At 36.5% G+C, this 19,445-nt stretch carries 20 protein-coding genes; all 20 read right to left on the bottom strand.

What is annotated here, in order from left to right:
* Window positions 1-8: 8 nt before the first annotated feature.
* Entirely contained in the window at window positions 9-1,919 is a 1,911-nt protein-coding gene (locus JOC59_RS01880) for a sugar MFS transporter (RefSeq protein ID WP_205143107.1), read from the bottom strand.
* 55 nt (window positions 1,920-1,974) lie between these two features.
* Complete coding sequence (locus JOC59_RS01875; RefSeq protein WP_205143106.1) at window positions 1,975-4,194, bottom strand: alpha-galactosidase; 2,220 nt, start codon at window positions 4,192-4,194, stop codon at window positions 1,975-1,977.
* A gap of 291 nt (window positions 4,195-4,485) precedes the next feature.
* Window positions 4,486-4,788: a glycine cleavage system H family protein gene (locus tag JOC59_RS01870; protein ID WP_205143105.1), complete on the bottom strand. Its 303-nt coding sequence runs from the start codon at window positions 4,786-4,788 to the stop codon at window positions 4,486-4,488.
* A gap of 10 nt (window positions 4,789-4,798) precedes the next feature.
* The gene (locus JOC59_RS01865) at window positions 4,799-6,007 is read right to left on the bottom strand and encodes an FtsW/RodA/SpoVE family cell cycle protein (RefSeq protein ID WP_375792753.1); all 1,209 of its coding nucleotides are present in this window, start codon (window positions 6,005-6,007) and stop codon (window positions 4,799-4,801) included.
* Between the two features lie 49 nt (window positions 6,008-6,056).
* A complete protein-coding gene (locus JOC59_RS01860) occupies window positions 6,057-6,263 on the bottom strand; it encodes a DUF2969 family protein (protein ID WP_205143104.1) in 207 nt (68 codons plus the stop codon).
* A gap of 14 nt (window positions 6,264-6,277) precedes the next feature.
* Window positions 6,278-6,547 carry a membrane protein insertion efficiency factor YidD gene (yidD, locus tag JOC59_RS01855; protein WP_205143103.1) on the bottom strand — a complete coding sequence of 90 codons (270 nt, stop codon included), beginning with the start codon at window positions 6,545-6,547 and terminating at the stop codon, window positions 6,278-6,280.
* Window positions 6,547-7,545 carry a rod shape-determining protein gene (mreB, locus tag JOC59_RS01850; protein WP_205143102.1) on the bottom strand — a complete coding sequence of 333 codons (999 nt, stop codon included), beginning with the start codon at window positions 7,543-7,545 and terminating at the stop codon, window positions 6,547-6,549. Before mreB ends, yidD begins: the two co-directional genes overlap by 1 nt.
* A gap of 109 nt (window positions 7,546-7,654) precedes the next feature.
* Entirely contained in the window at window positions 7,655-7,879 is a 225-nt protein-coding gene (locus tag JOC59_RS01845; protein ID WP_205143101.1) for a DUF1146 family protein, read from the bottom strand.
* Between the two features lie 82 nt (window positions 7,880-7,961).
* On the bottom strand, window positions 7,962-8,387 hold the full coding sequence (locus JOC59_RS01840; RefSeq protein WP_205143100.1) for a F0F1 ATP synthase subunit epsilon: 426 nt from the start codon (window positions 8,385-8,387) through the stop codon (window positions 7,962-7,964).
* 10 nt (window positions 8,388-8,397) lie between these two features.
* Window positions 8,398-9,801 carry a F0F1 ATP synthase subunit beta gene (atpD, locus tag JOC59_RS01835; protein WP_205143099.1) on the bottom strand — a complete coding sequence of 468 codons (1,404 nt, stop codon included), beginning with the start codon at window positions 9,799-9,801 and terminating at the stop codon, window positions 8,398-8,400.
* Between the two features lie 36 nt (window positions 9,802-9,837).
* A complete protein-coding gene (locus JOC59_RS01830) occupies window positions 9,838-10,737 on the bottom strand; it encodes a F0F1 ATP synthase subunit gamma (RefSeq protein ID WP_205143098.1) in 900 nt (299 codons plus the stop codon).
* 31 nt (window positions 10,738-10,768) lie between these two features.
* On the bottom strand, window positions 10,769-12,283 hold the full coding sequence (atpA, locus tag JOC59_RS01825; RefSeq protein ID WP_205143097.1) for a F0F1 ATP synthase subunit alpha: 1,515 nt from the start codon (window positions 12,281-12,283) through the stop codon (window positions 10,769-10,771).
* A gap of 22 nt (window positions 12,284-12,305) precedes the next feature.
* A complete protein-coding gene (atpH, locus tag JOC59_RS01820) occupies window positions 12,306-12,851 on the bottom strand; it encodes an ATP synthase F1 subunit delta (RefSeq protein WP_205143096.1) in 546 nt (181 codons plus the stop codon).
* Window positions 12,841-13,362, bottom strand: a complete 522-nt coding sequence (atpF, locus tag JOC59_RS01815) for a F0F1 ATP synthase subunit B (RefSeq protein WP_205143095.1) — start codon at window positions 13,360-13,362, stop codon at window positions 12,841-12,843. The genes atpH and atpF overlap by 11 nt, the downstream gene beginning before the upstream one ends.
* Before the next feature lie 39 nt (window positions 13,363-13,401).
* Entirely contained in the window at window positions 13,402-13,632 is a 231-nt protein-coding gene (atpE, locus tag JOC59_RS01810; RefSeq protein ID WP_205143094.1) for a F0F1 ATP synthase subunit C, read from the bottom strand.
* A gap of 59 nt (window positions 13,633-13,691) precedes the next feature.
* On the bottom strand, window positions 13,692-14,411 hold the full coding sequence (gene atpB, locus JOC59_RS01805; RefSeq protein ID WP_420875264.1) for a F0F1 ATP synthase subunit A: 720 nt from the start codon (window positions 14,409-14,411) through the stop codon (window positions 13,692-13,694).
* A gap of 288 nt (window positions 14,412-14,699) precedes the next feature.
* Window positions 14,700-15,998 carry a solute carrier family 23 protein gene (locus tag JOC59_RS01800; RefSeq protein WP_205143092.1) on the bottom strand — a complete coding sequence of 433 codons (1,299 nt, stop codon included), beginning with the start codon at window positions 15,996-15,998 and terminating at the stop codon, window positions 14,700-14,702.
* A gap of 236 nt (window positions 15,999-16,234) precedes the next feature.
* Complete coding sequence (upp, locus tag JOC59_RS01795; protein ID WP_205143091.1) at window positions 16,235-16,864, bottom strand: uracil phosphoribosyltransferase; 630 nt, start codon at window positions 16,862-16,864, stop codon at window positions 16,235-16,237.
* Between the two features lie 99 nt (window positions 16,865-16,963).
* A complete protein-coding gene (gene glyA, locus JOC59_RS01790; protein ID WP_205143090.1) occupies window positions 16,964-18,199 on the bottom strand; it encodes a serine hydroxymethyltransferase in 1,236 nt (411 codons plus the stop codon).
* Between the two features lie 208 nt (window positions 18,200-18,407).
* Window positions 18,408-19,433 carry an L-threonylcarbamoyladenylate synthase gene (locus JOC59_RS01785; RefSeq protein ID WP_205143089.1) on the bottom strand — a complete coding sequence of 342 codons (1,026 nt, stop codon included), beginning with the start codon at window positions 19,431-19,433 and terminating at the stop codon, window positions 18,408-18,410.
* Window positions 19,434-19,445 lie beyond the last annotated feature (12 nt).

Here is a 19,445-nt window from a genome sequence, read left to right as displayed (position 1 = left end):
CATAAATTTTAAATCGTAGTAATTGTTAAGATTCTTTGCCCATTAGTTACTTGTTGGGCAGTAATTTGTTGGTTGATTTTATGATGCTTTTGATCTGGAATTATGACTAAAACAACATCGTCAAACCCATTTTTTCTAATTAGTTCGCGATCAAATTCAATTAATAAGTCTCCCTTATTAACAATTTGTTGATCCATATAATACGTAACAAAACCTGCACCACGCAATTTAACTGTTTCTAAGCCAATGTGGATGATTGCGGCAGTGCCATTATCATCAACTATACCAATGGTGTGTTTTGTCGAAAAAGTAAATTCAATTTTTCCAGTAAATGGCGCATAAATTTTTCCATCGCTTGGTTTTATTGCAAATCCTTGTAGTTCACTTAATTTACCCATTTGTGGGTTAGTAATCGCTGCTAAGGGAACTAATTCACCGTCTACTGGAGCCATAATTTCAACTGTTTTCGACGATATGGGTGTATCAGTGACCGTGATTTCATTATGGATTAGTTTAGCCTCTAATTCATTTACAATTGCTTCATGTTTCTTTTCAGAAATTGTAACTTTAAACGTAAAAACCAATAATGATAAAACAATTAATACAAGTGGTGTGTAAAACGCAAATATTTTAAATGTATGAATATTGGCACTCGTAATGCTGCTTGCAGTAGCGGTACCAGTCATCCCAGCAGCAACAGCAATAAATCCAACAATTCCATTTGAAAAGGCCCCTGCCATCTTATCAAGCATTGGCCGAATTGATAACGTTACCGCCTCATTTCTAACACCATTTTTCAATTGACCATATTCAATTGAATCCGTTAATGATAAAATAACCGTCATTTGGATAAATGTTCCTGGTAGGTAAAATAAAATCAAGGCAATGATTACCGCAATTAGACTATCACTTGAAATAATGAAAAGACTATAGCCTAAAATCATTGAGATCATCCCACCGATAAATAAATAGCGTCGTGGTATAAACTTATTTAAAATTGGATAAGCAGGTGCAGCTAATAATCCTAGTATAGTTGGCACTAATCCAGCAATCCAAAATTCATTTGGTGCATCTAAAACATACTTAAATAAGTAAAATAACACCCCACCAGTTGCCACATTAGCAACTGCGTATAACAAGTATGCTAAGCCTGTCCACAATACTTGATCATTGTGCGCAATTCCTTGAAAAACTTGCTTAATCGTTGTATGTTCTTCGTTTGCGCGAATCACACTGTTCACCTCATTAGTCCCAAAAGCAACTGCTGATGAGGTGGCAATTCCTAAAATAGCAACAAAAACAGCAAAAGCTAACCACCCACTTGCTCCTTGTTCATGTTTCCCGGTGGCTAAGTAAGTACCCATTGTTACTACGGGAACCACAATCATCGTTAGCCCATTATAACCAATTGAACCAGTAAAACTTCCCAAAGCAGTGTAAACACCACGTTCCTTACTATCCTCACTTAGTGCAGGAATCATTCCCCAATAAGAGATATCTCTAAATGAATAAAAGACATCTAAGATAACAAAAATTATGATGAATGCAATGGCAAAGCCAACTGTACTAACATGAGATAGTCCAAAAACACCGGTAAAAATAATGATTAATAATAAACTACTAATTGTCCCACCAATAATTTGCCATGGTTTAAATTTACCCCATTTAGTTTTTGTATTGTCAATAATATTTCCAATAATAGGATCAAAAAATATTTCTGCTAACCGAATAATTACAACTAATGACGTAATCATTCCGATTGTTTTAGTAGCACTACTTTTATCAAGTCCATCCACCATGACACTTGTAACATAAACCATAAAAAAAGTACTCATGGCATTGTAAAATGCTGATTGCCCGAGATTTCCGAAAGCATAGGCAATTTTAGATTTTAAACCAAAATTATTTTGATTACTCATGGTATTCTCCTTAGTCTTAAACATAAAAATGAATCTTCTTTATGTTTGTCATTAATTATTTAATCTTTTTAAAATGTTTAATTGTAACTGTGAAATCTTGCTTAGCTACTGGGGCATCATATAAGCCCACATTCATCAATTCATCTCCATAATATTGGTGATGTGTCGTTGTTTCTTGATATAAATAATTATCCTTCAAACCAGTTAATTTTGTAATTGAAAAACTGGGTTGTGCCTCTGATAAAATTCGATAATTAAATAACATAACCTCTTCTTGATTTGCTGAGACAAATTCCCATGCAACTTCATTTTCCTCAAAGGGACTCTTAATTCGCTTAAAATCACCATATTGAAGTAATTGCCAATGCTTTTGATAAAAGGCAATTTGCATTGCAATTGTTTTTAACTCATCATCTGTTAGCTTTGATAAATCTAATTCATATCCTAAAACCCCAGCAAATGCTACTCCCGCCCGCATAGCCAAACTTGTTTGTCGGCCCGTTTGATGATTAGGCGATGCTGAGACATGCGCTGTCATACTTGATAATGGATATGCTAATGATGTACCATATTGAATTTTTAATCGTGCAATTGGATCTGTATTATCTGATGTCCATGATTGTGGGAAATAGTAAAGCATACCGGCATCAAACCGTCCACCACCACCAGAACAACCTTCAAACAAAATATCAGGATATTTTGTTACTAGGCGTTCGGCTAAATCATAAACTCCTAACATATAGCGATGATAAACTTCACCCTGCTTAGTATTATTCAAAGCATGTGAATAAACTTCTGTTAAATGTCGATTCATATCCCATTTTATATAATCAATTTTTACCGTATCTAAAATCTGGCAAATTTGATTAAAAATATTATCAACAACTTCATCTCTTGAAAAATCTAAGACATATTGATCACGAGATGGTGTCATTTCCCGATTGTCAATCGTTAATGCATAATCAGGATGTTGCCGATATAACTTAGAGTCGGCCGAAATCATTTCTGGCTCAAACCAAAGTCCAAATTGCATATTCTTTTTATGTACCATTTCAGCTAAATTGGCTAATCCACCACCATCACTTAGTTTATCAACATATTCGTACCAATCCCCTAGTGAGGATTTGTCATCATCACGCTTACCAAACCATCCATCATCTAGAACAAACATTTCAATGCCAAGCGGTGCTGCTTTATCAATGATTGCTTTAATTTTTGTCGCATTAAAATCAAAGTATGTCGCCTCCCAATTATTAATAACAATTGGTCGCTTAGCATATTTGAATTTACCACGAGCAACTCGCTCTCTTAATAATTTATGATAGGTCAACGATAAATCATTTAACCCCTTATCTGTGTATGCAAAAATTACTTCAGGTGTTTGAAATTCAGCAGTTGGTGCTAATTGCCAGTTAAAACCATATTCATTAATCCCCGTAATTATCCGCAATTGTTGAATATAGTCCTTTTCAATCGTAAATTGATGATTTCCTGAATAAACTAATTGCACGCCAATTGCTTCACCACTCGTTTCAGATATATGCTTATCAACTAAAGCAATAAATGGATTGAAATGATGTGAGCTGCTTCCTCGACGACTACTAATTTCAGTGATACCAAATGGTAGTTCATTTTTTTGAATTTGCCGTTCATTGACATGTGCGCCATATAGACTAATTAAATCAAAATTATTTTTTGGTAAATCTAGTTGAGCCGATGCTATTTTATCGATCCTAATTATACGATCGCTATTATTTACTAACTTAGCAGATTTAATTATCACTGCTCGTTGATCATAAATCGTATATGATAAATATAAGCTAGTCCTAAGCGTCGCATCAATTAAATGAATAATTAGTGTCTGTGCTTCATCCCTTTTTTCAATATACGTTTGTGGTAATCCCTTTAAATGTGGTTTGCCACTAACGATTTTAAAATCAGCATACCGGAAATCTGCAGCACTTGCGCCATTTACATCATCAGTTAAATTAATTGCGGTTTGACGATAATCACCTGTCTGATTACCACTATATTCTTGTGGCAACACATCCTTAGAAAATCCTCGATCTATTTCTGCAGGTTGTCCAGCCAAATTGGGTGAGAAGCCTCGATCTAGTCTTGGATATCTACGGCTATTATGATAGCTTGTTATTTTTTTACCAAAATATAGTTGTGCTAATAACTGGCCTTCTTCTATTCCTAAAATATAGGATATCTTTTGGTTAGTAAGATGGAAAATTTGGTGTTGTTCATCAAAATTAATTTTGACTGTCATATAATATCCTCCCGTTGATGACATATTAGCTATATGCATGGCTATATCTTAGCATTTTATTAGCGTTTTTGAAAGCGCTTTCTAAAAAAGATATACGTATAAAAAAACGATAAACAATCCTTTTCTCACTATATTAACAATATTGGTATATATATAGATTACTAATATTATTAATATGGTTTGGTCAGTTGCCATTATTATAAACTTAAAAACTAGTCTATTTAAGTAATATAAAAAGCCTTACATCGGTTTTAAATCCCGATGCAAGGCTCAAGGTTATAGGCCAGCTAACTAATCATTATCTTTTTGAATCTCAACTAACCAATTATCCGCATGCTTAGCTTTATTTAAATTAGCTGGTTGGTCTATTAATTGTGCATTTATTTTCGTAATTATTCCATTAAACGGACTATCAAAATCTAAAACTGCTTTAGTCGCTTCTATGCTAACTAAGAATTCACCTGCCGCAATTTTAGTGTCTACCTTGGGTAATTCAACATATGCAACATCGCCTAATTCTTCTTGCGTTGCTGTCGTTATCCCCAAGCGAACGCTATCTGCCTTTTCTTCTTGCCAATACCAATCTTCAGCCATAAATTTTCTCCTATTTTTCGCTAAATGAACTACGATTTGTAAACATGTAACTCTTATAATGATAACGCATTGACATAATTAACCCGACACCGATTAAATTACCTAGTAGTGCAGAGCCACCTTGTGATATAAATGGTAAAGGAATTCCCGTTAGTGGTAAAAGACCAATGCTCATACCAATATTTTCAAAAACGTGGAATAAAATCATCATCACAACACCCGTCGCAATATACGCATAAAATTCATTCATTGTATCAAAAGTAACTCTAATCATTTGATAAATTAATAAAAAGTACAATAGAATAAGTAATAGCCCACCTACAAAGCCAAAATTAGAACCAATTACTGAAAAAATCATATCTGATTCTTGAACTGGAACATGGACATGCATCACATTAAAGCCATTACCACTTAGCTGACCAGACCCAATTGCTTTCATTGACTGCCATAATTGATACCCAGAGTTACTAGTATCTTGTGAGGGATTCAACCAGTTATCGACACGATCAAATTGATAAGCTTTAAAGCCAATATGCATTAAGATATTTCGGCCCCAAGTAGTCGTAACAAAAGTTAAAGCAGTTGCCCCAACAGTTATGCCAATCCCAATAATTGGGCCTAAAATTTTCCATGATATACCAGAAACTAGCACAATTCCACCAAAAATAGCAATGAAAACTAACATTGTTCCAAAATCATTTTGTAATTTTAATAGTACTAAAACCGGTAATAGCCAACCTGTCATAATCGCCAATAACCGCCAATCCGATTTTAAATTACGATTAGGATGATTAGAATTATACAAAGTAACTACTCGGGCCATCATTAAAATAAAAGCCGGCTTCATTACCTCTGATGGTTGAAACGTTAAGGAACCAATAGCAAACCAACTTTTAGCACCGGTATTTTGTGCATAGGCTCTTGAGTACAAGAATAAAACAGCAATTAATAAAAATACGCCAATGCCATACACAAGCGGCGCAATTTTCCATAATTGTTCGGCATCAAACTGCATTAAGACAATTACAATCACTGTACCAATAATGTACCAAAGTAGCTGTGGCAACATAACCCGAAACACACTTGTAACACTTGAATCATGAGATGCAGCGACATATATTGATGCTAGACCAATCAGCGCAAGCATCAGTACTACAAAAATAATCCCCCAATCGATTCTTGAATCATCAGCAGTTGGCTGGTGCTTGTTTGATCGTATATTATTCAATTTTATTCATCTCCATTCCATGTAATCTTGGTGCAACTTCCTAGCCGTGTAAATTATATTCAGCAATCATTTGATTTAAAACAATCTTAATTGATAATCCATCAAATTTTTTATCGCCCATTTTACCAAGATAGCCGTTATCTTTAGGAATAATATTACCAACTTCATGCTTACTAATCACAACAGCTAATTCATTATTTGGTTTTTCTTCCAGTTGTACTGCAATTGTTTTATCCTTTTTTGCCATGTAATTTTCCTAACTTATTTTTTCTTTAAGCGCTCAATATCGTCTGGATTAGTATTTCGTCGTAAACTAAACTTACTTGGAACTGGATCAAAACCACCTTTTACCAATGGATGACATCTTAAAATTCGCGCCATTCCCATCAAGCCCCCTTTTAGTGCTCCGTGCCTTTTTAAGGCTTCAATAGTATAGGCCGAACATGTTGGATAATAACGACATGTTGGTGGAAAAAGTGGTGAGATAAGCCGTTGGTATTGGCGTACTACCCAGATCAAAATGCTACTCATTACTTACTAAACCGTGATTTTTTACTATTCATATGCTCAAGTAATTCGCCAGCCCCTTGGGCCACATTATCAAGTGGTGATTCTGAAATCACAACTGGCACTTGCAAGGCAGCAGCGATTAATTCATCGATTCCAGTTAGTAATGAACCACCACCAGTTAGCATAATACCACGATCAACAATATCAGACGCTAATTCTGGTGGTAATTTTGCTAAAACACCATGCGCAGCGTTTACAATTTGTGCTAATGTGTCATGCAATGCCTTTTCAATTTCATTGGCATCAATTTCAATTGAACGTGGCATACCATCATAGGCATCACGGCCCCGGACATCCATTTTTTTAGGTTCGGCCTGTTGAATTGCCGTCCCAATTTCAATTTTAATCGTTTCAGCCGTCCGTTCACCAATAACCAAATTATGATTATGTTTAATATACCCTACAATGTCAGAATTCATCCGATCACCAGCAACACGAATTGATTCTGATGCTACAATATCACCAAGTGATAAAACTGCAATATCTGAAGTTCCACCACCCATGTCAATAACCATATTACCAGATGCTTTAAAAATATCTAACCCTGCACCAACTGCTGCAACCTTTGGTTCATATTCAAGATAAACTTTAGCACCACCTGATTTTTCAGCTGCTTGAATAATTGCTTTTCGTTCAATTTCAGTAATATTGGTTGGTGCACAAATCATAATATTTGGCTTTGACATAAAACCCTTTACATTTAATTTATTAATAAAGTATGTTAACATCGCTTCAGTAACATCAAAATCCGAAATTACTCCATCACGTAATGGCCGAATTGCACGAATATTGCCTGGAGTCCGGCCAACCATTTGATATGCATCTTCCCCAACCGCTAACACACGATCAGTTTTAGCATCAACCGCAACCACCGATGGCTCGTTTAATACAATTCCTTTTCCTTCGACATAAATCAGAACGTTTGCCGTTCCTAAGTCGATTCCGATATCTTTTGCCATTTTTTTTATATCTCCCTTTGTTATCTAAAAATTCAAAATATAAACAATTATAACATTACCAACCGCTAGCTTCAAAACTATCCTAAGGTCTTTTGAACTTCTTTAAATTTTATTGCACAATTCCGTGTAAATCTTGCACCTGTTGAATAAAAGTTATTAAGAATGAACTAACTAAAAAGCCTAACCCAATTGCCAAAAACAGTTTTAAGATTGGCACAAATTTAGCATTTTTAACAATATGTTCAAATGGAATTTGATTAATAATTAAAAATGTAACATAAATAAACAATAACTCTATACTAATATTAAAAAGTGCTACTAATCCGGTCGTCATTTTATTACTCCTTTAATTGTCTCTAGTCAAATTATAATATGTATCAAAAAAGATTGGCACTAAAAATGCCAATCTTTTTTGTTTATTTACCGCCAGTAACAATTCTAATCCGATTAACGGCACGTGCTAAAGCAACCTCTGCTCTAGCAAGTTCATTTGGATCATGCACCTCATTAGCATGGCTAATATGTTCTTGTGCCCGTTGTTGGGCAGCTTGAGCACGCGCTAAATCAATATGATCTGGCGTTTCCGCACTGTCAGCAACGATTGTCATTGTATTGTTTGAAAATTCCGCAAAGCCACCATTAACAGCTACATGTTGTTCTTTATCATCAACCAACTTAATTTTGACATCATCAATTTTAAGGGCTGAAACGATTGGTTGGTGGTTGGCCATAACCCCAACATTCCCACTCAATGTATTCAAAACAACTAATTTAGCAGTATCTTGGCTATAAATAACACCATCTGGAGTTACAATACTAACAGTTAAGGTATGTTCAGCCATAAGAGCCTCCTTACTTAGCAGTCATTTTCTTAGCTTTTTCAACCGCTTGTTCAATTACACCAACATTCCGGAAAGCATCTTCTGGTAAGTTATCATGCTTACCTTCAAGAATTTCTTTAAATGAGCGAACAGTTTCAGCAACTGGAACATATTCCCCATTTAAACCTGTAAATGTCTCAGCCACTGAGAATGGTTGTGATAAGAAGAACTGAATCCGACGAGCCCGGTTAACCGTAGTCTTTTCTTCATCAGACAATTCATCCATCCCTAGAATTGAAATGATATCTTGCAATTCTCGGTAACGTTGTAAGACGTGTTGAACTTCTGTTGCAACATCATAGTGTTCTTGCCCAACAATTTGTGGATCAAGTGCGGATGATGTTGATGCCAATGGATCAACCGCTGGATAAATACCTTGTTGTGTTAAGGCACGTTCCAAGTTAGTAGTTGCATCCAAATGGGCAAAAGTTGTTGCTGGTGCGGGATCAGTGTAATCATCAGCAGGCACATAAACCGCTTGAATTGAAGTAACTGATCCCCGCTTTGTTGAAGTAATTCGTTCTTGTAATTGACCCATTTCAGTCGCCAATGTTGGTTGATACCCAACTGCTGATGGAATTCTTCCAAGTAGCGCTGAAACTTCTGAACCAGCTTGTGTAAATCGGAAAATATTGTCAATGAACAATAACACATCTTGCCCATTAACATCACGGAAGTGTTCAGCAATTGTCAAGCCGACTAATGCTACACGCATCCGGGCACCAGGTGGTTCGTTCATTTGCCCATAAACCATGGCTGTTTTCTCCAAAACGCCTGATTCCTTCATTTCATAATACATATCATTACCTTCACGAGTTCGTTCACCAACCCCCGTAAAGACTGAAATACCATTGTGTCCAGAAGCAATATTGTGGATCAATTCTTGAATTAGAACTGTTTTACCAACTCCCGCTCCTCCAAACAATCCAATTTTACCACCTCGGATATATGGTGCAAGTAAATCAATAACCTTAATTCCTGTTTCCAAGATTTCCGTTGAAGTTGCTAATTGGTCATAATCTGGGGCTTCCCGATGAATTGGATCACGTGGAGCATCAGGGCCAAATTTTTCGCCACTATCGATTGTTTCTCCTAAGACATTAAACACCCGACCAAGGGTGGCTTCACCAACTGGTACAGAAATTGGTTTACCGGTATCAGTAACTTCCATTCCCCGTTGTAACCCATCTGTTGAATCCATCGCGATGGTTCTAACAACCCCATCACCTAGAGCTAATGAAACTTCAACTGTTAATGTTGCTGTTTCATCTTTCTTAATGATTAAAGCATTGTTAATATCTGGCAACTTATTGTCTAAAGGAAATTCAATATCGACAACTGGACCGATAACTTGTAAAACTTTACCAGTACTCATAGTTACGTTAGTTCCTTTCTCAAATTAAGTTAAATTTTATTCTAAGGCTGCCATACCACCCGTAATTTCAGTAATTTCGGTGGTAATTGCGGCTTGTCGTGCACGGTTAAATTGTAATTCTAAATGTGCAATTACATCTTTAGCATTATCTGATGCTGAACTCATAGCATTTGAACTAGCAGCATGCTCAGCTGTTTTAGCATCTAAAATTGAACCATATAGAACGCTTTCAGCATATTGAGGTAATACGGCTGCTAAAATTTCTTCAGGTGATGGGTCCATCTCATAACTCGCCGTTAGTTTGGTAGCCTCAGTTACATTCTCTGCGACTTTGGTTAACGACTCACTCGTAATTGGAAATAGCTGATGTACCTGAAACTCATTTGAAATTCGGTTAATGTAGTGATTAAAGGCAACAAATAAGCGATCATAATCTTCATTAGTAAACATCGTTGAAACTGCTTTCACAATTGTCCGAATTTCATTAAAGCGTGGTACATCACTAACACCACGATATTCATATGCTACCTTATATCCACGTTTTTTGAAGAAATCAGCACCTGTTCCACCAACTGCCAAAATAACTGTATTTTCTGAATTTAGCTGATTAGATGCAATAAAATCAAGTGTTTGTTTTAGCACATTACTATTGTAACTTCCAACTAAACCTCGATCAGAAGTAACCACTAATATACCTGTCTTAGTGACCTCACGTACAGCCCATAATGAACCGGCTTGTGATTTAGCTAAAACATTACTTTGTGCAATGTGGGCAACTACACTTTCAATTTTTTCAGCATATACCCGATAACCTGCCGTGTGATGTTGAATTTGATTTAACTTAGCTGTTGACACCATTTGCATTGCGCTAGTAATTTGACCGGTTTTTTTAGTCGACCCGATACGCCGTTGAATATCTTGTAATGAAGCTGGCATTTATTAACCCTCCTAACTTTTAAATTTGCTATTACTTAGCGTCTGAAGCTCGGAAGGTTTCCTTGAATTCTTTAATAGCTGCATCCATCTTATCTTCCGCAGGTAAATTCTTTGTTTCTAAGATTTCATCAAAAAGCACTTGATGTGATGCACTAACGGCCTCAATCAACTCATCTTGGAAGCGTTGAATATCATCAACTGCTACATCATCAATAAAGCCATGTGTCAATGCATAGAGAACCAACACTTGGTGTTCAACTGGCATTGGCTTATGTAATGGTTGCTTTAAGACTTCAACAGTACGGCGTCCACGTGCTAATTTAGCTTGTGTAGCTGCATCTAAATCAGAACCAAATTGTGCAAATGATTCCAATTCATGATAGGAAGCAAGATCAAGCCGTAACGTACCGGCAACTTTCTTCATTGCTTTGATTTGTGCATCCCCACCAACTCGGGAAACAGATGTTCCGGCATCAATCGCTGGGCGAACACCTGAATAAAATGAATCAGCATCCAAGAATATTTGCCCATCGGTAATTGAGATAACATTGGTTGGAATATATGCTGAAACATCACCTGCTTGTGTTTCAATAAATGGTAAAGCCGTCATTGACCCACCACCTAATTCATCACTTAGCTTAGCAGCTCTTTCAAGCAACCGTGAGTGAAGATAGAAAACATCACCAGGATATGCTTCACGACCAGGTGGCCGACGAAGAATTAATGATAATTCACGATAAGCGGTTGCTTGTTTTGACAAATCATCATATACGATTAAAACATGTTTACCGTTGTACATGAATTCTTCACCAATCGCAGCACCTGCATATGGGGCAATAAACAACATTGGTGCAGGTTCTGAAGGCCCAGCCGTAACTACAATTGTATAGTCCAATGCGCCTAGTTTACGAAGCGTTTCCACTTGCGTTCTTACTGTTGAATCTTTTTGTCCAATCGCAACATAGATAACAATCATGTTTTGATCTTTTTGATTTAAAATAGCGTCAATGGCTAATGAAGTCTTACCAGTCTTACGGTCACCGATAATTAGTTCACGTTGGCCACGACCAATTGGTACTAAAGCATCGATCGCCTTAATCCCTGTTTGTAGTGGTTCAAAGACTGACTTACGTTGCATAACCCCTGGAGCTTTTACTTCGACAGGGCGTGTTTTATCTGTTTTAATTTCACCAAGCCCATCAATTGGTTGACCTAACGCATTAACTACACGTCCAATCATTGCTTCCCCAACTGGTACTTCCATGATACGGCCAGTTCTTTTAACAATATCGCCTTCGCGAATGTTTGAGTAATCACCTAAAATAACGATACCAACATCATTTGATTCTAGGTTTTGTGCCATACCATAAACACCATTAGAGAATTCAACCAATTCACCAGCCATCGCATTATCTAAGCCATGAGCACGCGCAACACCGTCACCAACATATGTTACGGTTCCAGTCTCTTCAACTGTAAGCTCATCTTGATAATTTGCTAATTGCTGCTTGATGAGAGCACTGATTTCCTCAGCTTTAATGCTCATACCGGTTTCACCTCTTTATTGTTTATTTAACAACTAACATGCGTTTTAACTTAGCAATTTTTGTAGCAACACTTCCATCGATAATCCGACCGGCTGATTCGATAATAACTCCACCAATAATCGAACTATCAATTGTTGTGTTAATAACAACTTGCTTTGCGCCAACACGTTTAGCATATTCTGTCGCTAAGCGTTGTTTTTGTTCAACTGTAAGTTCTACAGCTGAGACAACGTTCGCTGCGATAATTTGTTTTTGTTCATTAACTAATGTTTCAAAAGCTACACTAATTGCAGGCAAAGCTGCGAAATGGTTATAATCAAAAACCATTTGAATTAAGTTAGCAACTAACTTATGAGCATCTTGCTTTAAAGCAACAATTATTTGTTGTTTTGCAACTTGCGGTAAGTTAGGACTATCGATTGCAGTAATAAAATCAGGATTATTTTTTAAAATTATAACTAGTGATTTTAAATCTGTCATAACTTCATCGGTTTGCTGATTTTCAATTGCCAATTCAAAAAGGGCTCGTGAATAGCGTTTTGCTATAGTTTGTTGATCAAGCTTCATGCTTTGTACCTAACCCTTCAATATAAGAGTCGATCAATGCTTTTTGATCTTCAAGTTTTAATTCTTTTTGAATAATCTTTGTTGCAATTTCAACTGATAAGGCTGCCACGTCATTTTTGACACCATCCAAAGCATCACGACGCTCTTGCTCGATTTCCGCACCAGCTGTTTTCTTCATTGCAACAACGTCATTTTGCGCATTTGCAACAATTGTTTCACGTTGCTTATTTCCTTGCGTTTTAGCGTCGGCGACAATTGTTGTTGCTTCTTGACGAGATGCTTGAAGCTGTTGTCTGCGTTCCGTTGCAAGTTTTTCGGCATCATCACGTGCATTTTCAGCTGCATCAATATCATCAGCAATCTTATCCGCACGATCGGCCATCATTTTTGTAACAGGACCCCATGCAAATTTTTTAACAAGCAGTAATAAGACAATGAATGAAACGATAATAAAAAACATATCACCCGAATTTAGGCCTTCTGCTGTTGTTAAAACATCAACTGAAAACATTTTGCTACCTCACTTTCCACTAAATTTTATAAGGATTTCTTACTTGCTAAGTAAGAGTAATGAGATAACGAATCCAAGGATTGGCACAGCTTCAACAAGTCCAACCCCAAGGAACATTGCTCCACGTAATTTACCTTCTAATTCAGGTTGACGTGCAGTTCCTTCAATCATAGCAGCAATAACATGTCCGTTACCAATACCGGCACCAATAGCGGCTCCACCAGCAGCAATACCTGCACCAATTTGAGCTAAGTGACCAATGTTTTCCATTTTGATACTTCCTCCGATTAAATAATTCTATACTTTAATAAATTAAAAATAACGCAAAATTAAACTTCTTCGACTACCGTCTTTTCAGAAATATAAACCATTGCCAATGTAACAAATACATATGCTTGCACACTACCGATAAATACTGAGAAACCTTGCCAGATAACTTCAATTGCAAGGGCTGGGATAAAGCTTAATACCCCATGTGAATATGCTATTCCCGCAATCAAATTAAGCAACATTTCACCAGCCATAATATTACCAAACAACCGAAGTCCTAATGTTAGGAAACTCGTAAATTCTTCGATAATATTAATGGGTAATAAAAATACGAATGGACTTAAGTAATTATTTTTAAAATATTTCTTAAATCCTAGCGTTGCTACCCCTAAGTAATGTGCCATAACAAGCATTACAAGTGCTAAAGTCATTGTAACAATTGGATCAGCCGTCGGACTCTTTAGATAAGTAATATCGCCAAGCTTGACTTGTAAAATCAAACCTATTTGGTTACCTATAAAGATAAAGACAAATAATACAAATGCTAATAATCTTAGACCTTGTCCTGTACGGTTTGGCAATGAAGATTCTACAATTCCATTTGTAAAATCAATAATCCATTCTAAAACATTTTGTCGTTTACCTGGCCTAATTTGCGGACTTCTAGATAACCAGAAAATCAGCAAAAAAGTCAAAATGGTAACAACTGTTATCGAAATTAGATTAGTCCCATTAAACGTTAGCCCCAGAAATTTGAACATAGGAGCTTTTTCACCCACAAAATTTCACCTCTTTTCTATTACTAAATTTGTCAATCGATATTTTGCAATAGTTTAATAAACAACGCACTAGTTAGTTTAAATAAATACCTCAAAATACAATGGATATATTACTCCATTGTTTCCAAACTTACAATATTAATATCTGAAAATAAAAACCGCTTATAAACTAAATCCTTGATTTAAAAAGATTGTAAGCGGTTAAAAAATATTTATTTTTTCTTATAAATTATCCTATAAATATCGTTAATAAGGTTAAGTAGTCATGATTTAAAAATTGCTCAACTTTTAATTAGTTAGTTCTTTTTCAGAAGCAGCCACTTTGGGTAATATTAAATTAAGCATAATGCCTAACACAGTCGCAACTGCTAAGCCAGAAAATTGTGTGCTACCAATTTGTAAATATGCATTCCCAATCCCAATAACCAAAATAGCAGAAGCAATCATTAAGTTTCTTTTTATATTAAAATCAATTTTATTATCAACAATAATTCGCAATCCTGATGAAGCAATTACCCCAAATAACAAGAAACTGATCCCACCAATTACCGCACCTGGAATTGATTGAATTAGTGCTGATAATTTACCAACGAAGGCAAATAATATCGCAAATGTGGCTGCCCCACCTAAAACCCATACTGAATGAACCCGTGTAATCGCTAAAACTCCTATGTTTTCACCATATGAAGTCACTGCTGGTCCCCCAAAAAAGCCAGCAATAATTGAAGCGGTCCCATCACCAGCTAAAGTTCTTTTTAAGCCTGGGTCTTGAAAAAAGTTACGATTTGTCAATTTATTTAAAACCATAATATGGCCCATATGCTCAGTCATCGTGACCAACGCTAATGGTGCCATTGCTAACATTGCACCAAAATGCCAACTGGGTTGATAATTCAAAAATGGAATTTGAAACGCTGGCAATGCAAACCAAGGCGCTGCAATTACCTTACTAAAATCAACTAAATGTGCTGGAATAGCTATCAAGTAACCACTAACAATGCCTAACAGAATTGGAATTAAGCCTAAAAAGCCCTTCAAGAACATATTAAAAGCAATTGTAACTAAAAGAGTTGCTATTGCTACCAAAAATACTCGAATATCGTAAACACTCTTAGTTGTACTTATTTGCAGTAGTGTCGCATTTTTAGCTGCTGAACCAGCTAATGATAAGCCAATCACCATAACAATTGGTCCGACCACAATCGGTGGTAAAATATAGTCAATCCATTTGGAACCAATAACAGAAACAATAATTGCTACTATTAAGTAAACTAGTCCCACTGACCAAATCCCTTGGGCAATACCTGGATAACCAGTGGTTGACATCAAGGCTAACATGGGTGTAATAAAGGCAAAACTTGATCCCATATATGCGGGAATCTTACCTTGTGTAATCAGTATATACATTAGCGTTCCAACCCCAGAACTAAATAAGGCCACCCCTGGATTCATACCAACTAATAATGGAACTAATACCGTTGATCCAAACATTGAAAACATATGTTGCAATGAAAGGCCCATCCACGCACCAAATTTTGGTCGATCAGCAATATCCAGTACGACGTTTCTTGTTGTTTTATTTTCCATTTTTTCCTCCAGATTATCTAAAAAAGCCCCAAGCCAGTATTAGGCTTAGGGCTTTCATCAATATGCTTGGTCACAATTAGTTGTGTCTTTGTAATCTTAAATATTAATTGATGAAATCCTTAAGCGCCTCACTGGACGACTTTTAAAGGATTTAGTATTTCTAAATATATTACATAAAAAGCGCTGCTTAGTCAATATCTTTTCAACTAAGCACCGCTCATATTCTAATTTTTTAATTATTTAGTACCAAACAAACGATCACCGGCATCACCTAAACCTGGCACAATGTAACCTTCAGCATTTAGTTTTTCATCTAACGCTGCTGTAAATATATCAACGTCTGGATGCGCTGCTTGGACAGCTTTAACGCCTTCTGGCGCTGATACTAATACAACTAATTTAATAGTCTTTGCACCACGCTTCTTTAAAGCCTCAATCGCCATATTTGCTGAGCCACCGGTCGCCAACATTGGATCAACTACTAATACCTCACGTTGATCAATATCTTCTGGTAATTTAACAAAATATTCAACTGGTTGTAGGGTTTCTTCGTCACGATACATCCCAATATGCCCAATTCTTGCCGCTGGAATCATGTTAACAATCCCATCTACCATTCCTAGCCCAGCTCGTAAAATTGGCACAACTGCTAGCTTTTTACCAGCTAACCGTTTTTTCACTGTCGTTGTAATTGGTGTTTGAACTTCAACATCTTCCAAAAGCATATCACGTGTTACCTCATATGCCATTAACATAGCAATTTCATTCACCATTTCACGGAAAACCTTTGTTCCGACCTCTTTATCGCGAATAATTGTCATTTTGTGCTGAATTAAAGGATGATCTAAAACTTCGAACTTACCCATTTTTACCTACCTCTTATTGTGTTTATTTAAGTATAGCAAACTAGCAACTTTCTTGAAACTGAAAGTTATTAATATTGTTGGATTCACATTTTTTTGCAATTAACGTGTAATTGGATGTGCATTTGTAAGTGCTTTTACCGCTTCTGCGACTTCATTTAATTCAGTCTCATCTGTTGGCTTAGCTAAAACACGTAGGATTAATTTAGCTACTTCGATACAATCTGTTTCTTTAAAGCCACGCGATGTAATTGCCGGTGTCCCTAAACGTAAGCCTGACGTTTTAAAAGGGCTTAGTGTTTCATTAGGTATTGCCTCTTTATTAGTAGTAATTGCGACCGTATCTAATAAATCTTGTGCCTGTTTACCGTTTAAACCTGTTTTCGTTAAATCAATTGTCATAAGATGATTATCAGTACCACCTGAAATCACTCTAACTAATCCTGACACATTAAATACCTTAGCCATTACTTGTGCGTTCTTAATGACTTGCTTACTATAATCAATAAATTCTGGTTGTAAGGCTTCTCCAAAAGCAACTGCTTTTGCAGCAATGACATGTTCTAATGGACCACCTTGTGTGCCAGGAAAAACTGCTGAATTTAGTTTTTTAGCATATTTTTCTTTAGCTAAAATCATCCCACCGCGTGGTCCCCTTAGCGTTTTATGAGTAGTAGTTGTAACAACATCCGCAACTTCGACCGGATTAGGATGTAAACCGGTCGCTACTAAGCCCGCAATATGAGCCATGTCAACCATCAAATATGCGCCTACTTCATCAGCAATTTTTCTAAATTCATTAAAATCAATTAATCGACTATAGGCTGAGGCCCCCGCCACGATTAATTTAGGTTGATGTTCTCGAGCAAGCTTTGCAATCGCTTGATAATCTAATAATTCGGTTTCTAAATTAAGCCCATAAGGCACAAAATTATATAATTTTCCTGAAAAGTTAACCCTTGAGCCATGTGTTAAATGGCCTCCCGCATTTAAATCCATTCCTAAGACAGTATCACCCGGCTGTAATAATGCTTGGTATACAGCAGCATTAGCTTGTGATCCTGAATGCGGTTGAACATTCACATATTCAGCTGAAAATAATTTTTTAGCTCGTTCAATTGCTAAATTTTCAACCTCATCAACATATTCAGTCCCCCCATAGTAACGTTTTCCAGGAAATCCTTCTGCATACTTATTCGTCAGAACTGACCCCTGTGCTGCTTGGACACCTTGTGAAACAATGTTTTCTGATGCAATTAACTCAATATTTTGGGCTTGCCGTTTTTCCTCACGGGCAATTGCATCCCAAAGTTTTCGATCTAAATCTCGATAATTCATGCTGTGTGACCTCACTTTTTAAATGGTAATAACACCTTAAATATAGCTCATTAATACGTTCTTTAGCAAGCTTTTCCTAGTTCTATCTTTAACTAATGTTTAGGTATTAATTTACGTCCGTTCCTATTAGTAACCCTACTCAATATATCTAGAACGCAAAAAGGCCGAAAAATTTATTTCCGCCTTTTTGGCACTTTTGTTCAATTTTTTAGTTTTCATTTACAAAAAATTGACCACTTGCTGCTTTCCCTAAACGATTATCATAGGCTAAGGCCAACCCATCCTGCTCAAAATAATGAACTAGGATTAACTTAACATCATCTCGATTGTCAAAATAGCGTAAGCCAGCAAATAATTTAGCATTGGCAGTTGCTACACCACTTCCTAATGACCACACAAAGTCCATTCCTTTTAATTGTTGGGCAGCGATTATGTCATCCGGTGCCATAATACCAACGGTAGATAACTGTTGTTGCGCCCAAATGATTGCTGCCTTCCAGTCATTTGGTTTAACCATATAGACGGGGACGTCTGGCGCATAGTGCCGATACTTCATTCCGGGAGCTTTCGGTGTTTCCTTTTGTCCCACTTTTCTTTTTTCTGAAGCTACTAGCCCTATAACTGCTTCAAGCTGTTCTGGTGTAACTGCACCTGGTCTTAAAATAGTTGGTACGGGGGTTGTTACATCTATAACAGTTGACTCAACACCAATTTCTGTTGCACCATCATTAATAATTGCTGCAATTTTGCCTTGCATATCATGCAAAACATGTTGCGCAGTAGTTGGCGAAGGCTTTCCAGAAATATTAGCACTTGGTCCAACAATTGGAGTATCCGCTAATTCTATCACCTTTTGTGTCATTGGATTAGCTGGTAACCTAAAGGCAACGGTTGTTAAACCACCGGTCACAATTGGTGACAAAGCACCTTCTTTAAACCTCATAATAATTGTTAATGAACCCGGCCAAAAATTTGCAATCAATTTTTTGGCAATATCAGGAATCTCTGATACAAAACGTTCAACCATTGCTACACTAGCGACTGTTACAATTAAGGGATTATCACTTGGCCGATTCTTAGCTGCAAAAACTTTTTTAACTGCTTCTTCACTTGTGGCATCTGCGCCTAATCCATAAACTGTTTCTGTCGGAAAAGCGACAACTTGGCCTTGATTAATTAATTGAGCTGCTAGTTCCAAATCACTTGCACTTGTTGATAACATTTTAGTTTCCAAAATAATTCCTCC

The sequence above is a fragment of the Periweissella beninensis genome (assembly GCF_016908275.1).
GTDB classification, from domain to species: Bacteria; Bacillota; Bacilli; order Lactobacillales; family Lactobacillaceae; genus Periweissella; species Periweissella beninensis.
This window is presented reverse-complemented; position numbering and strand designations above follow the sequence as displayed.